General features: G+C 66.8%; 13 protein-coding genes. 5 read left to right on the forward strand and 8 right to left on the reverse strand.

The window, feature by feature from the left end:
- Nucleotides 1-127: 127 nt before the first annotated feature.
- On the reverse strand, nucleotides 128-1,204 hold the full coding sequence (locus BKA25_RS25575; RefSeq protein ID WP_236750453.1) for an Rv3626c family coenzyme F420 biosynthesis-associated protein: 1,077 nt from the start codon (nucleotides 1,202-1,204) through the stop codon (nucleotides 128-130).
- A gap of 27 nt (nucleotides 1,205-1,231) precedes the next feature.
- Nucleotides 1,232-3,310 carry a D-alanyl-D-alanine carboxypeptidase/D-alanyl-D-alanine endopeptidase gene (gene dacB, locus BKA25_RS25580; RefSeq protein ID WP_157420892.1) on the reverse strand — a complete coding sequence of 693 codons (2,079 nt, stop codon included), beginning with the start codon at nucleotides 3,308-3,310 and terminating at the stop codon, nucleotides 1,232-1,234.
- Nucleotides 3,311-3,639: 329 nt separating this feature from the next.
- Between dacB and BKA25_RS25585 the strand changes: the two genes are divergently transcribed.
- Nucleotides 3,640-4,158, forward strand: a complete 519-nt coding sequence (locus BKA25_RS25585) for an inorganic diphosphatase (protein ID WP_069846034.1) — start codon at nucleotides 3,640-3,642, stop codon at nucleotides 4,156-4,158.
- An 84-nt stretch (nucleotides 4,159-4,242) separates the two neighbouring features.
- Here BKA25_RS25585 and BKA25_RS25590 read toward each other — a convergent pair whose 3' ends face one another.
- The 3 genes from BKA25_RS25590 to BKA25_RS25600 form a co-directional block, all read right to left on the reverse strand.
- Nucleotides 4,243-6,063, reverse strand: a complete 1,821-nt coding sequence (locus tag BKA25_RS25590) for an MDR family MFS transporter (protein ID WP_069846032.1) — start codon at nucleotides 6,061-6,063, stop codon at nucleotides 4,243-4,245.
- Nucleotides 6,063-6,614: a MarR family winged helix-turn-helix transcriptional regulator gene (locus tag BKA25_RS25595; protein WP_084642409.1), complete on the reverse strand. Its 552-nt coding sequence runs from the start codon at nucleotides 6,612-6,614 to the stop codon at nucleotides 6,063-6,065. Before BKA25_RS25595 ends, BKA25_RS25590 begins: the two co-directional genes overlap by 1 nt.
- Before the next feature lie 125 nt (nucleotides 6,615-6,739).
- Entirely contained in the window at nucleotides 6,740-7,519 is a 780-nt protein-coding gene (locus tag BKA25_RS25600) for a S1 family peptidase (protein WP_069846028.1), read from the reverse strand.
- Between the two features lie 330 nt (nucleotides 7,520-7,849).
- On the opposite strand from BKA25_RS25600, the gene BKA25_RS25605 reads away from it, so the two are divergent.
- Complete coding sequence (locus BKA25_RS25605; protein WP_069846026.1) at nucleotides 7,850-8,746, forward strand: alpha/beta fold hydrolase; 897 nt, start codon at nucleotides 7,850-7,852, stop codon at nucleotides 8,744-8,746.
- Between the two features lie 12 nt (nucleotides 8,747-8,758).
- On the opposite strand, the gene BKA25_RS25610 is transcribed toward BKA25_RS25605, so the two are convergent.
- Nucleotides 8,759-9,460, reverse strand: coding sequence for a TetR/AcrR family transcriptional regulator (locus tag BKA25_RS25610; protein ID WP_236750452.1), 702 nt, complete (start codon nucleotides 9,458-9,460; stop codon nucleotides 8,759-8,761).
- A 159-nt stretch (nucleotides 9,461-9,619) separates the two neighbouring features.
- The gene (locus tag BKA25_RS25615; RefSeq protein ID WP_069846025.1) at nucleotides 9,620-11,413 is read right to left on the reverse strand and encodes an NPCBM/NEW2 domain-containing protein; all 1,794 of its coding nucleotides are present in this window, start codon (nucleotides 11,411-11,413) and stop codon (nucleotides 9,620-9,622) included.
- A 391-nt stretch (nucleotides 11,414-11,804) separates the two neighbouring features.
- Here BKA25_RS25615 and BKA25_RS25620 point away from each other — a divergent pair, with 391 nt between their 5' ends.
- Nucleotides 11,805-12,416: a GNAT family N-acetyltransferase gene (locus tag BKA25_RS25620; RefSeq protein WP_084642405.1), complete on the forward strand. Its 612-nt coding sequence runs from the start codon at nucleotides 11,805-11,807 to the stop codon at nucleotides 12,414-12,416.
- Between the two features lie 83 nt (nucleotides 12,417-12,499).
- On the opposite strand, the gene BKA25_RS25625 is transcribed toward BKA25_RS25620, so the two are convergent.
- Nucleotides 12,500-12,982, reverse strand: coding sequence for an MmpS family transport accessory protein (locus BKA25_RS25625; protein WP_069846021.1), 483 nt, complete (start codon nucleotides 12,980-12,982; stop codon nucleotides 12,500-12,502).
- Between the two features lie 464 nt (nucleotides 12,983-13,446).
- Between BKA25_RS25625 and BKA25_RS25630 the strand changes: the two genes are divergently transcribed.
- Nucleotides 13,447-13,692 carry a DUF2188 domain-containing protein gene (locus tag BKA25_RS25630; protein ID WP_084642404.1) on the forward strand — a complete coding sequence of 82 codons (246 nt, stop codon included), beginning with the start codon at nucleotides 13,447-13,449 and terminating at the stop codon, nucleotides 13,690-13,692.
- Between the two features lie 345 nt (nucleotides 13,693-14,037).
- Nucleotides 14,038-14,313: a PIN-like domain-containing protein gene (locus tag BKA25_RS25635; RefSeq protein WP_084642402.1), complete on the forward strand. Its 276-nt coding sequence runs from the start codon at nucleotides 14,038-14,040 to the stop codon at nucleotides 14,311-14,313.
- Nucleotides 14,314-14,583 lie beyond the last annotated feature (270 nt).

The following is a 14,583-nucleotide window of genomic DNA, read 5'->3' on the forward strand; positions in this document are numbered from 1 at the left end:
TCTTGTCGCATATACGGATGAAGCTCTTACCGGACACTCGAATGCCCGATAAGGGCCCGCAGCCGGGCACCGATGCAGAACCACACGGTGCGCGGTGTCGAACCCGACCCGCGCACCGGGGGTCGCCCTAACCGTGGACCCGGTCCAGCCAGTCCGATGGTCGGCTGATCTCGGCACGGCTGGGCAGGGTCTCGGGAGAACGCCAGACCTCGTTGAAACCCGCCATGCCCACGGCATCGACGACCTGTTCGGTGAACTGCGCGCCATCGGCGTACTGGCGCACCTTCGCCTCGACCCCGAGCACCGACCGCAGCACCCGATCCAGTACACCGCCACCGCGTCGGCGAGCGGTGAACCTGGCCCGGATTCGGCGTACCGATGGCACCACGGACGGGCCCGCCGCATCCATCACGTGATCGGCGTGGCCCTCCAGAAGCGTGGAGAGCGCGATCAGCCGATCGAGGCGGACGCGTTGTTCCGGAGACTGCAGTAGTTCCATCAACCCGACCGGCTCACCCTCGGCGCCACGGCGCCGCGCGGAGCGGACCAGCTCCGGCAGCCGGACGACCACCTGGGCGAGGGTGTCGTCCATCGAGCTGAGCAGACTGCCGACCTCGCTTGCGAAATGATCACGCAACCAGGGAACGGCGTTGAACTGCAGCCGGTGGGTCGCCTCATGCAGGCAGACCCACATCTCGAAATCCTCGGCTGGCACATCGAGGGCCTGACGGGCGGCGACCACGTTCGGCGCCACCAACAACAGGTGACCCGAGCCATCCTCGCCGCCGAAGGGGTCGTACTGGCCGAGGACCCGGCTCCCGAGGTAGGCGAGCACCACACCCGTCTGCACGCCCGCGCTGCCTGCGGCGACGCCGCCGAGCAGGGTCGACGGGTCGTCACCGGCCAGTGCGTCATCCATCAACGCGGCCAGGCCGACAACTGCCGCCTGCGCCCAACCCGGCCGGTCGACGACCTCCCCGCTGTACAGCGGGAGGCCGGCGCCGAGACCGGTGACCTCACGCACGTGCGCCTCGGCGCTCACGCTGAAGTCGCGCAGCCTGGCCACGGTGGCCTCGGCCTCCGCCAGCGGCAGTACCGGTCCCGGTCGCATCAGCCGTTGCGCGGTCGACGCCGCCACGCTCCACGCGATCGGGACTCGGTCTGCTGTCGCTTCCAGCTCCTGCACGCTCGAGTCGGGCTTCACACCGCCGACGCTACCGAACGACGGGGGCTACCGACATCCGCACTCGCGCAGCGCGCTGGTGACCTCGTCCAGCGCTGGGCGAGCCACCGTGGCGTTCGTTCCGCTCGACAACAGCGCGAACGCCATCAGCTTCCCGTCCCGGTCGGTGACCACTCCTGCCAGGCCGTTCACCGCGGTAAGACTGCCGGTTTTGGCCCGCACCCAACCGCGCCCCGCAGAGGCGCCCGCCGGATAGCGATCGGTGAGTTTCCCACTGGCCCCGGCCACCGCCAGGCCGGTGAGCATCGGCCGCAGCTGTTGGGAGACGGCGGTGTCCGACTCGTCCGCCGGATGGGCGGCGAGGGAGAGCACATCCCCCAGCAGGTTCGGCGTGATGAGGTTCTGGTTGCTCAGGCCGCTGGCATCGGAGAGCTCCAGCTGCGAGATGTCGAAGCCGTTCTCACCGAGGACCTCGATGATCGAGGCGGCGCCGCCCGCGAAGGACGGTTCCGCGCCGCGCTCGATGGCGACCTCCCTGGCCAGCATCTCGGCGGCGACGTTGTCCGAGAGCAGCATCATGGCCTCGATCAGATCGACCAACGGCAGCGAGCTGATCTCGCCAAGCACCTCGCCGTCCGCCGGGCTGCCTGCCTCGTCGACGGCGGAGACGCTGGTCGCACCGAGTTCTGCGGCCAGGGCGTTGCCCGCCTCCAACGCAGGATCGCCGACTCGCTGCGAGAGGTCGTTGAGCGGGTCGGACCGGCCGCCGTCCAGCATCAGCGGCTCGATGAATCCGCCGTAGCTCGATGGGGCATCGCTGGCATCCCACCCGTCCGCGATGGCCTGACCGGTGTAACGGCTCGCGTCCACCAGCACCTCGGTGATGGCGATGTCACCCGCGTTCTCGCGCACCTGTGCGGCGAGATCGGAGATCCGGGCCGGGTTGGATGCGTAGAGGGTGTCCGTCCCTTCGGGGACGGCCGTCAGTGAGGGATCGCCGCCGCCCACCAGGATCACCGAGCCGGGTGTGGGACCGGCGACGACCGTGGTGGTGAAGGTGTGGTCGGCGGGGAACGTCAGCAGTGCAGCCGCCGAGGTGAGGATCTTCGTGGTCGATGCCGGGGTCGCGGGCACGTCGGCCTCGTTGCCCCACAAGGACTGTCCGGTGCCCGGGTCGACGATGACGGCGTGCAGCGTGCCGACCTCCGCCGCGGTCACCGAGGGTTGCAGTGCCGAGGCCAGCCCGGCTTCGGTCGGGCCCGCCGAGACGTGGTCCACCGGGATGAGTGCGAAGTCAGGATCGATCGGGTCCGGAGCGGGCTCCGTGGGCACGGCGGAGGGTCCGATACCGAAGACCCGGCCGACGGGTTCGATGGTGAAGACGGCGGTGGCACCGAGCGCGACCACCACGACGACCGCCAACGCACCGATGAGCAATCCACGCCGCTTGCGTGGCGGCTTGGCTGCCTTCGGAGCAGACGGCGGGTCCTCGGGCGGTTCACCACCGGATGCGGCGGCCGGTGGTTCGGCGGATTCGAAGACCGTGCCGCTGGAACGCGGCGAGAGGTCTCCGGACAAGGCGGTGGGTGGCCGGGTGAGCGCCACGGTCTCCTGGTCGCCGGTGGTGGCGGCCGGTTCGTTCTGGGTCATCGACCCGCCGCCCACGGTCGAGCTGATCGTTCCGGACGAGATCCTCGGCGGAACGCCCATCGACTGCTGACTCGGCCGATCCTGCGGCGCCCAATTGGCTGGCGGGCGATTCGCGGCGGGCGGCTGCGGGCGCGAACCTGGTCCCGACGCGCCCTGTTGCGGCCATTGCTGCTGTGGTGGCTGATGCTGCTGCCGCTGTTGAGACGGCGGCTGCTGAAGGTTCTGCTGCGGGTACCGCTGCTGGCCCTGCTGTCCCGGACCCGGTCGCTGTGCCGACGCAGGCGCGGGGCGCATCGAATCCGGCGGCCTGCTGCCTTCTGAAGCGGTGAGGCTGCCGGACAGGGCACCCCGCAGCCCGGTCGCCGAGCGCGGGGTCTCCGAGCCATCGGGCCCGCTGTCCCGCCTGACTTGGTCGCGCTGACCCGCCGGTTCGGCCTTGGGCTGCGCAGGCTGCCGGGCCGGATCGCCCGTAGGCATCGACGCACCCTGTCCTGAGCGATGCTCCGGAGGCGGTGGCGGAGGGTTGCTCGACGCCCGATCCTGGTCCGACGAACCCTGCGGTTCGTTGCGCCGGGGCGCGGCTGACCCTTGCGGGGGGTGCCCGGAATCGGACACGCGACCTCCTAGAACGGCCTGTTGGATGTGGCGGCGGCGCGGATGGGGATGGATTTCACATGCCGACGGGGGCTCTCGATGCGACTCCGCCGGGTCTCGTCGTTCAGACTAAGGGCCTGGGGTGACCGCAAGTGCAAACTGTGGATCACACAACGTCCAGACAACCCGGCGAAGACATTGCGAGGCACCGCGTGGAGTTCGACGTCACCATCGAGATCCCCAAAGGGGAGCGGAACAAGTACGAGATGGACCACGAGACCGGACGAATCCGCCTCGATCGGACGCTCTTCACCGCGACCCAGTATCCCGCCGACTACGGCTTCATCGAACACACGCTCGGCGAGGACGGCGACCCGCTCGACGCGATGGTGATCGTCCAAGAGCCTACGTTCCCCGGCTGCTTGATCCGGGCTCGAGCCATCGGCATGTTCCGAATGCGCGACGAGAAGGGTGGCGACGACAAGGTCCTGTGCGTACCAGCTGAGGATCCCAGGTCGGAGCACCTGCGCGATATCCACCATCTGGCTGAGTTCTACCGGATGGAGATCCAGCACTTCTTCAGCGTCTACAAGGAGCTGGAGCCCGGTAAGAGCGTCGAAGGCGCGACCTGGGTCGGCCGTACCGACGCCCAGATCGAGATCGAGCGCTCCTACCAGCGTGCGATCGACACCGGGTACTACGAGGGCAAGCACGAGTCGCCCAAGGTCTGAGTTCGAGACCGGGCGAAGGCGGCCCCCGAGTCGCTCGGAGACCGCCTTCGCCCGGTCACGTCCGGAGTTCGTACGCCGATGGCCTCAGGCATCGTCCGGACTGCGGTCACCGGAACCGCTTGCGCCGATAGTCGACGCCCTCGGTCTTTCGACCGCCCCCTCTGGGTCGCCCGCGTCCTCGGCATGCACCGAGTCCGCATGCCGGGTCGCCGATGACTCGGAGTCAGCGGCACGATCCGCTGCCGCCCGTTCCGCCTGCATCCGCTGGATGCCGGACTGGTTGCCGAGTTCGACATCCGGAACGAACCAGCTGAGCAGGAATGCCACGAGCATCACCAGTCCACCCACGAGGAAGACGGTGCTCATCGCGCTCGCGAACCCGTCGAGCACCGGAGCCGCCAACCGTGGATCGATGGTGGTCAAGAACGAGGTGTCGTTCAGGTCCAGCTCGGATCCGCTGCCCTGGAGATTCTCCAGGAATCCCTGGTTGGCCGGGTCGGCCAGCACCGCCGGGTCCTGCAGTGCCGCGTTGAACGCCGGGTCGTCGGCGGCCGAGGTGAACGCGTCGGCGATCCGCCCGGCCAACACCGAGAACAGGATGGACAGGAACACCGCGGTGCCTGCCGTGCCACCGGTCTGCCGGAAGAAGGTCACGGCGGCGGTCGCGGACCCGTTGTCGGCCGGTGGCGCATCGTTCTGCACCAATAGGGTCACGGTCTGCATCGACAGGCCCAGTCCGCTACCGAACAACACCATCAGCGCGCCGAGCAGCACCATCGGTGTGTCGGCGTCGATGGTGCTGAAGAGGAACAGCGCCGCCGCCATCACCCCCGCGCCGAGCACCGGGAAAACCTTGATCCGCCCGGTCTTGGCGATCAGTTTGCCGACGACGAACGTCGTGGTCATGATGCCGAAGGTCAGCGGGAGCATCAGCAACCCGGCCTGGGTCGGGGACTGGCTCTTGACGATCTGCAGATACAGCGGCAACGAGACCATGCCGCCGAACATCCCCAGGCCGATGATGAAGCTCATCAGGTTGCCGAGACGGAAGGTTCCGCTGCGGAACAACCTCGGCGGCAACAGTGCCTCGTCGCCCATCCGCCGTTCCACCAGCACGAACAGCACGACGCCGACGGCACCGATCGCGTACATGAGCATCGAGATGCCCGCACCCCAGCCCCATTCGCGCCCCTGCTCGGCCACGATCAACAGCGGGACCAGCGCCAGCACCAGGGCGGCGGCGCCCCAGTAGTCGACCCGATGGTTGACCCGGTTGTGCGGCAGGTTGAGCACCTTGGCCACCACGACCAACGCGATGAGGGCCACCGGCACGTTCACCAGGAACACCCACCGCCAACCAGCGACACCCAGCAGGCTCTCCTGGCCTGCGAAGAAGCCGCCCACGACCGGGCCGAGCACGCTGGAGACACCGAAGACGGCCAGGATGTAGCCCTGGTAGCGCGCCCGCTGCCTCGGCGCGACCATATCGGCGATGATCGTCATCGCCAGCGACATCAATCCGCCCGCACCGAGTCCCTGAATGGCTCGGTAGGCGGCGAGTTCGTAGATCGATCCCGCGATTCCGCAGAGCACGGAGCCGACGAGGAACAAGCCGATGGCGGTCAGATAGAGCGGCTTTCGCCCGTAGATGTCGGACAACTTGCCGTAGAGCGGCGTCGTGATCGTCGCCGTGATCAGGTAGGCGGTGGTCGCCCAGGCCTGGGCGGTCTGTCCATGCAGCTCGTCGGCGATGACGCGCATGGCCGACGCGACGATGGTCTGGTCCAGAGCGGCCAGGAACATACCCATCATCAGGCCGGAGAGCACGGTGAGAATCTGCCGGTGACTCAGCCCCCCGTCACCGGACTTGGCTACCTGCCCCGGTGGGGCCAGCGCCTCTGACATCAGGATTCCCCTTCATGACGAGCCTGGATGACGTCCGCGACGTAGGCGGGGAGCTTGGTCTCCAAAGCGTCCGCTAGTCGGGTTAACAGGCGAGCCAGGTCCTGCCGGTCCCGCGATGGCCAGTCCGTGATCATCCGGTCGATGAGTTCTCGACGGGTGGCCCGATGCGCGGCGAGTATCGATCGCCCCTGCTCGGTGATCGACAGAAGGCTGGCACGGCCGTCCTCGGGGTCGATCGTCCGCTCGACCAATCCGGATTTAACCAGCGTGGCGACCTGCCTGCTGATCGTGGATGGATCGAGGTGCAGGGCCTCGGCGACCGAGCCCGAGCGTCGGGCGCCCGCCTCGAGATGGAAGAGCACCAGATAGGTCGCCTTCTCCCACCCTGACGGCACTCCGAGTCGGCCTGCATGAGCCGTCGCGCAGTTGGACATCCGAACCACGCGGGCGATGGCCTGCCCGACGGCCTCCACCTCGACAGCCTTGGCTTCGAGAGCCTCCGGCCGGGAGGCGGCAGCGGCGTCCATGGACTCTCCTGTTGCTTGCGTCATCCAACTAGTTGTACGACACAAGCATCCACTCGACAGAGTCCGGAATTCAACTCAATAAAATATGACGCCGCTCTCAGGGCGACGGGCCGCAGACGAAGCGGCGCGCACTGGAGCGGCGTCGAGGCTCACGCGACTGTACTGCGGATCCAATCCTGGTATGCCGTCACGTCGGTGTAGATCAGGCCGCGTTCGCCACACACCGAGTCGCCACCTCGTCCGTCCAGCCCCACCAGGCCCCAGCCGCCTGCGAGCATCCGCTCCACCGCGGGACCACCGGAGTCGCCGTAGCAGGAGGTGGCCTTGCTGGTCACGTCCACACACAACTCGGTGCGTCCGTCGATCGTGGCTCGCGAACACTCGTTGTCGAAGGCGACGTCCCGGTCGATCTCACGCAGCAGCTTCGGGTACTCCCAAGAGCACTCGTAGGTGTTGCAGGTCTTGCCCCAACCGAGCAGGCGGATGGGATCGCCGTAGATCGGCGAGGACTTGGCGATGGCGACCGGCGCGGCGGTGACCGCGCGTTCCAAGCGCAACATGGCGATATCGCCGTGCAACCCGTCCCAGTTCGGGTGCGCGATCATCTCCACCACCCGTCGGTACTCGCCGCCCGCCGTCCGGTCGTTGGAACCGACTCGGACGGTGTACGCGTCGAGGTCGCCCTGCAGGCAGTGTGCCGTGGTGACCACCCAGATCGGGTCGACCAGCGCGCCGCCACACCAGTGGTCGCGACCTTCGGACTTTCGCTGGATCGAGGCCATGAACGAGTACTTCTCGACGGACTGGGTGCCACCGACGATCCTCGGGGCGGACTGCGGACCCGCTACCGCACTGCCCGCACCCGCCAATGCAGCAGTGAACATGACCACTGCGGCGAGCACGGCGCCCAGCGTTCGCGGCATCCGCATTGTTCGACTCCCTTGAAAACCCTGTTCCGGCTGGATGACCCGCTGATCTTCCGCAGTCGCCGACACAAGATCGCCCGACACACCGAAGCCCTCACCCGACCGATGGATGAATTTCCCACGATCGAGTGGGACACGGCCGGATCTCCGCCAACCCCGCGAGCCAGCCTGGAGAGAACGACGGCCACGGGGTCGCCGCGTCAGATTGCACTCCGCAAGCCAGAAATATGACCGAACGACCGTGCTAATTTATCGATGTCGGCTCCCCAGCTCGGTGGCGCGAGCCGGTGTCGCCCGGTCCAACCCGGACTCGGAAAGATCCGAAGGAGAGTCATGTCGCCCCTCTTCGCCCTCGTCCGTGGTGCCCTGTCCGCGACGTCTGCGATCGCCCCCGATCTGGCTGGTCGCCTGGCCTTCGAGTTGTTCCGCCGCGTCCCGCCACGCGGGAAGGTGCGTCCCGCCGAGCTGCCGGTCCATCAGGCGGCCGAGGTCGACCGGATGACCGTGGCCGGCCGAGAGGTCCGCCTCTACCGCTGGGGAACCGGCGACCGTCCCGTGCTGCTCGTGCACGGCTGGCAGTCCCGCGCATCCCGCTTCGCCGGTCTCATCGACGAGCTACAGGCCACCGGGCGCAGCGCGATCGCCTTCGACGCCCCCGGCCATGGTGACTCGGAAGGCAACACCACGACGGTGGTCGAATACCACGAGATCATCGCGGCACTACATCGGCGATACGGCGACTTCGAAGCGGTCGTCGGCCACTCATTCGGCGTGCTCTGCTCCTTCTACGCCCTCCGAGCGGGCGTACGAGCCGATCGCATCGTCGGGATCTCCGGCGTCGGCGACTTCGACTATCTGGTCGCCGAATTCGGTCGGATGCTGTCGCTACGGCCCGAGGTGACCGCGCGGATCCGAACCCACATCGAGAAGCGACTCTTCCCGGAACTCGTCGACGTCTGGGAGAAGTTCCAGGTCTGGCATCGCCCCGAGTCCGTTCCCGGCGAGCTGCTCTTCCTACACGATGACGATGACCAGCGAACCCCGCCCGAGCATTCGCTGCGGATGGCCACCACGTTCGGCGACCGCGCCCGGCTGGTCACCAGTAGGGGGCTCGGCCACTCCCGCATCGTCGCCGACCCGACGACCGTTCGCACGATCATGGATTTCCTCACGCGGGCCCCGGGAGGAATCACCAAGCCTGCCGAAGAGGATCAGGTCCGCGCACGGTGACGTCGTCATCGGTCAGCGTGGCGCGAGCGGCAACCGGTCCGGATGTGCACTCGCCTCCCGCAGCACCCGGAGTACCGCCTTGGCCGCCCTGTCGTAGGCGACGTCGTCATCGTGCAGCAGAGAGGCGCCGTTGGACGCCTCCAGGAATGCGGTGATCTCGAAGACCGTCTGATCGATGTCGACCTCGGGGCGCAGCGTGCCCGCGCGACGCCCCAACTCCAACTGATGGGCGAGGTAGCCGACCCAGGCCGACCGCGCGGCGCCGACAGCATCGCGCACCGGGCCCGGCCTGGCGTCGACCTCGGCCGACACCCCGAAGAAGAAGCAGCCACCGGGGAAGACCCGGGATCGGGAGTAGTCGAACCAGAGTTCGGCCAACCGCCACACCCGTTGGAGCCCGGCTTCGGTGGTCCTGGCCGGTTCGACGACATACGACTCGTAGAGGCGCACCGCCTCGTGCACGGTCGCGACCTGCAATTCCTCTTTCGAGCCGAAGAGAGCGAAGATGCCGCTCTTGCTGTGGCCCAGTTCGCTCGCGAGCCTGCCGATCGACAAGCCGTCCAAGCCGTCGACCGAGGCGATGTCGACGGCGTGCCGCAATACCGCCCGCCGCGTCCGATTCCCCCGCTCGACCCGCCCATCGCCCGAGGAGTGGTTGGTATCCACCGGATCCGGGATGTGCTGCCCACGCGCCTGGCCGGTCTGTCTCCCCAATTGCCCGCCCTTCGCGATGTGCACACCCGGGCCGAAACGGACTCGAGGCATCGATGATGACATGGCAGACGGGAGAGCTGCGGCCTGCAAGCGACAGGCGGTCGGCCGAGCGACCAGAGTGGTCATCTCGACCGACCGCCGTCATACCACCGGGTTCGGTCAGCCTGCGCAGGTCAGTCGAGCCTGACCCCAGTCCGCGTAGTCCCACCAGTTCTCGTCGCCGCCATCGGTGACGACCAGCCGGAGGGTTTCGGCATCGTTGAGGTGGACGTCCATGTCCCTGGCTCCCTCTCCCGAGGAGACCAGACCGCTGTCCCAGACCTTCTCGTCGTCGGCCCAGACCTGGAACACGACGTCGCCGCCGTCGCCCCGACCATCGTCGGGGCGGTTCTGCGAGGACTGCGGCGCACGGTCGTCGATGCCGACGGACGCGGCGAATCGGGCGCACTCACCGCCGAGATACAAGGTGGTCTCGGAGGGGGCCATCGTGCCGAGGCCCTTCTCGTAGGTCACGCCGTCGACGGTCAGCGGATGACCGTCGTTCCGGCCGATCGCGCCGTTGCTCTGGTCGCGCTCGACGGGTCCGACACCGTTCTCGGCGGTGAGGAACGGCAGGTCGGAGACGAAGACGTCCCCGGCGGGAGCCGACACGATCTGGACCTCGGTCTGCTCGGTGACCCGGGTCGCCTTGCTGCCCCGACCGTGCACTGCGTCGACGGCGAACTCCACATCCCCGGCCTCGACACCCTCGGGCGGGGTCATCCGCCAGGTCGCGGACGTGGTGGCGCCTCGGTCCAGGTGCTTCGGACCGCTCTGCTCGACCAACTCGGCCTGCCAGCCCTGGGGAACGACCGGCTCCAGTCCGGCGTGGATGAGGCGCTTGCTGCCGAGGTTGACGAACTCGGCATCGATCTCCACCGACCCGCCCGGCGCGATGTTGTCCTGCGACGGCTCGACGAGCAGCCCGGAGGCGGGCTCGGCCGGGTCGACGGTCGGAACGACCAAGTCCTGAATCCACTCGCCTGCCGCGACGTCGCGAGCGCGAATCCGAGCGCCGTCCGAGCCTGCGGTGACCTGGATGACCTGCCGGTTGAGCACGGCACCGGTGTTCACCGCGGTGAATCCATCCGGGTGGCCGCCGGGGACCTTGACCCTGGTTGCCCAGTCGTCCTCGCGCAGGTTCGAATGCGTGTGCGAGCTGAACAGCACCGCCTGGGGGTAGTCCCCGAGGATCTGGCGGAGCTCGCGATCCTGCAGATGGAACTGCCCCGACGTGCCGTCGGAGGCGGAGACGGTGTTCTCCAGCGGGTAGTGCGTGGCGATGAAGACGGGCTCACCGTTGCGGGTGTGGTGGTCGAGACGCGCCCGCAACCAGGACAACTGCTCGTCGCTCAGGTAGATGTGGTCATCCAGGTTGGGGTCCTCCCACCACATCAACCGCTCGGTGCCCAGGGTGATCAGTGGGATGCCGTCTACGACGATCTCGTCGTAGACCCGGTCGCGGCCTGCGAAGTCGAAGAACGACTGGTACAGCTCTTCCTCGGTGAAACCGTTGGGCCAGGACGGCTGGCACAGCTCGGTCGGGGAGCACCAGGCGGGCGAGTACGCCTCGTGGTTGCCGATGCTGGACAGGGTGGTGTCCGCACCGGGACCGGGCGTGCTCGCGATGATCTCGGAGACCTCGTCGTACTCGAAGTCGTAACCCCGATCGACGATGTCACCGTTGATCATCAGCGCCTTCGAGTCGGGCGCCAGGTCGTGGGCGGCGAGTCGCACGTCGTTGAATGCTTCCAGCGCGCCCTGGATGTCACTCATGACATCGAAGGTGCCCTTGGATTCGAGGTCGAGACCGGCAGGATCGACGAACGGCTCCTCCGAGGCGACGGAGGTGCCGAAGGCGGCTCCGGTCAGCAGCACCGCCAGCCCTGCGGCGGCCCATCTGCTCTTTCTCACTGTGCGGCTCCCTGTGCCGAGCAACGGATTGTGAGCGTCCGGTAAGACACTCGTCGTCACCCTCGGGGAGGTTCATGTCGTGGCGTACACGCGTTGCGGAACCTCAGAGACCCGTCGTCCCAACAGAACATGAACGATCAGGCCGTTGGCCGGTTCGGGTCGCCCTCGGCAATCGGACAGTCCGGGCACCGCGAGACTCGCGTGCTCGTCGAGCGGCAGCCGAACGGACGCCCGTCGGGTGCCCCGATGACATCCCACCTGCTCGATCAGACCCGCACGCCTGCATTGCGGGATATCCAGCGCGCCCGTTCGACGTCCGGGCGTCGGCCAAGCCGTCCGCATAGGGTGTCAATTCGAGAACATTCCGTAGCGCGGAGCAGAGGAAGGCGACATGGGTAATGAGCGGCACCCTGGCACCGTTCGCGCGGCGAGCCGCCGAGCGATACCGCCGGGCCGCGCCGCCGACCTGCGCGATCTTCCGATCAGAAGCGACGGCCGAGTTCTGCTGCGCGCGTGGCAGATCGACGATCTGCCTGCGATCATCGAGGCAGCCGACGACCCGTATATCCCGCTCATCACCACGATCCCGGCCGGTTGCTCGATGGTCCAGGCATCGGCCTGGTTGCGCCGACAGTGGACTCAGGCAGCCGAAGGATTCGGCATCCCGCTGGCGATCATCGACGAGTCGACCGGCGAGTCGGCGGGCATGGTGACGATCAACGGCATCGACTGGACGCATCGACGCGGTGCCATGGGCTATTGGCTACTGCCGCGCCATCGGGGCAAGGGGCTAGCCAGAGCCGCCGTCGAACTCACCGTCGGACTGGCCCGCGATCTGGATCTGCTTCGAGTCGAGGCCCTGGTCGAGGTGGACAACGGCCCCTCGCAGGCGGTCTGCCGGGCGAACGGATTCGCCGAGGAAGGGACGCTGCGTTCCTATCTCCGGATCGGCGAACGGCACCGGGACATGATCATGTTCTCCCGATTGCTGTCCGGTTCCTGAACGCGAGCTCGCTGAGCGAAGGGCCAGCGTCACCGACGATGTCTTCTGCGGTGCCGCTGCCCTCTCACCACGAGCAAACATGCTCAGCTGAAGGCGCCGATCGACTCGGAACAGCTTGCCATCACGTAGTCGCCATCACTGGTCGCCTGCGCCACCTCTTCGCCGTCGACGGTGATACGACACGAGATCTCGCCGGTTCCTGCTTGTTGGCCACTGACCTGAACCACGAGCAGCGGATCGTCCGCAGGTAATTCGATGGTGTGTTCCCACGGCAGCTCGACATCGCCGACCTGCTCCATATCGGTCTGCCCGTCAGTCGTATAGGTGATCATGCTGCTGGTCCCGGTGCCGGTCACCTCATACACGACCGTAGCTATGTTCGATGCTGCGGCGTCGTCCTCCGCCGGTGCTGTCTCGCCTTCAGTGGTGTCGCCCGTCGCCGTGTCCGGGGTGGTGGTGTCCTCGCCGCCCGTGGTAACAGCGGCGACGGCGATCACGGCAACGATGCCGCCGACGATCCACGGCCAACGCTTCTTTTTCTTCGCCGTGTTGGGGGTGTCGGTCATCTCGAACAGAGCCTTTCTGACTGGAGGATCTTGCACCGCGTAGCTATCCAGCCGTCACGTCGGAAGGACCTTCCCCGTCGTTAACGGTGCTGTCGGTCCTTCATCCGCCACCCAAAGCACATGTGATCCGCTCGAGATGTTCAGGTACCGAAGTTCCGGTGACCGGGGCAGGTGCATCGTGACCACCCGGTCGCCCCCACCGAGATACCGCCTCGGTCGCTCCCACGGGACGTTCCCATCGATCGATATAACGGTGAGTCACCTTCGCCGCCCTGCCGCGGCCCAGAGCAGCGCCACCTCGACAAGCGAAATATGCAGTTCAACGACGATGTATCCCAGATGAGGTCACCATCGACGGCAAGCAGCCAAATCTCAATCGACGGTTCCAAGTAGCGAGATCGGGGTACGCCTCTCACCATGAGTGATGCAACTCGCGTCACCACTCAACAGAATGGAGGCATCCGATGAGACGGAACGAGAAGGATCGGCATGTCGTCCCGAACAGCAACGGCGGTTGGAACGTCGAGAAGCCGCATGCCAGCCGGGCGAGCAGCCATCACCAGACCCAGAACCAGGCCATCGGCCAGGCCAGGCAGACCACTGCCAGGACGGGTGGAGAAACGGTGATTCACGGCGCCGACGGCCGCATTCGAGGTAAGGACACCTCACGACGGGGCAACGACCCTAATCCGCCGCGCGACCGACGTTGACGCAGGTGAGACGACTCCACTGATCGATACCGACGAGCCGACTCGGGCTGTGCTGCGCACCGCCGCCCGACTGCCGTCGAATCGATGCCGTCACACCGATAGGTGGCTGACACACCTCGCCCGCAGCAATGCGGCCTCCTCCTTGCTATCCCGTTTTGCCGGGCCAGGTGGGTCACCCACGGATAGCCAGACCGTCGAACGAACAGGTCCTCCCCGCTGAGTCTGGGAGGACCTGTTCGCTATTTCTGCAGCTTGTAGCTGGCGGGCATATCGGGTGGTCGCCTGGCCTCTTCGGCCCGAAGGCCTGACTGATGGCGCGGTATCGCACCAGGCGGGCGGCGGAGGATGGCGTATTCGACTCGGATGGCCGCAGCTCACCACAAGGTCTCCCATGTCGGCGAGCTCAAGTGGTCAGGAAAGAAGGATCTCGCGTTGCTGCCCGATGCGACCAAACGCGGTTACGCAGTCTTCCTCACCAAAGACGCACGGCAGCTGGAAGACCCGCTGGAGACCGATGCGATCAAGAAATCCGGCATGCACCATGTCTTCAACCCCGGAAGCAAGCAACGCTTCGAACGAGTCGACCCTGCTAAGGCACCGCCCAGGTACTGGCCGAGGTAGGCACCGGGAACTCCGGTAGGTCCCACTCGCCCATGTCGGGAGTCGCGAGCCAGTAGCTCTACCGATAGCTCCACAAAAAGATCAGGGGCCCTCGAAGAGGACCCCTGACCTGCGAGCCGCCTAAGGGAATCGAACCCTTGACCTACGCATTACGAGTTCCCCAAAGCCCTGTTCAGGGCAGTGCAGGATCGTTCATCCGCAGGTCAGAGGCTTTCCGCAACCTGTTGTGGACCGAGCTGAACGGGGGTGAACTGCAACCCGAACTGCAAC

Origin of the sequence: Actinoalloteichus hymeniacidonis, from assembly GCF_014203365.1 — a bacterium.
In the GTDB taxonomy this organism is placed as follows: domain Bacteria; phylum Actinomycetota; class Actinomycetes; order Mycobacteriales; family Pseudonocardiaceae; genus Actinoalloteichus_A; species Actinoalloteichus_A hymeniacidonis.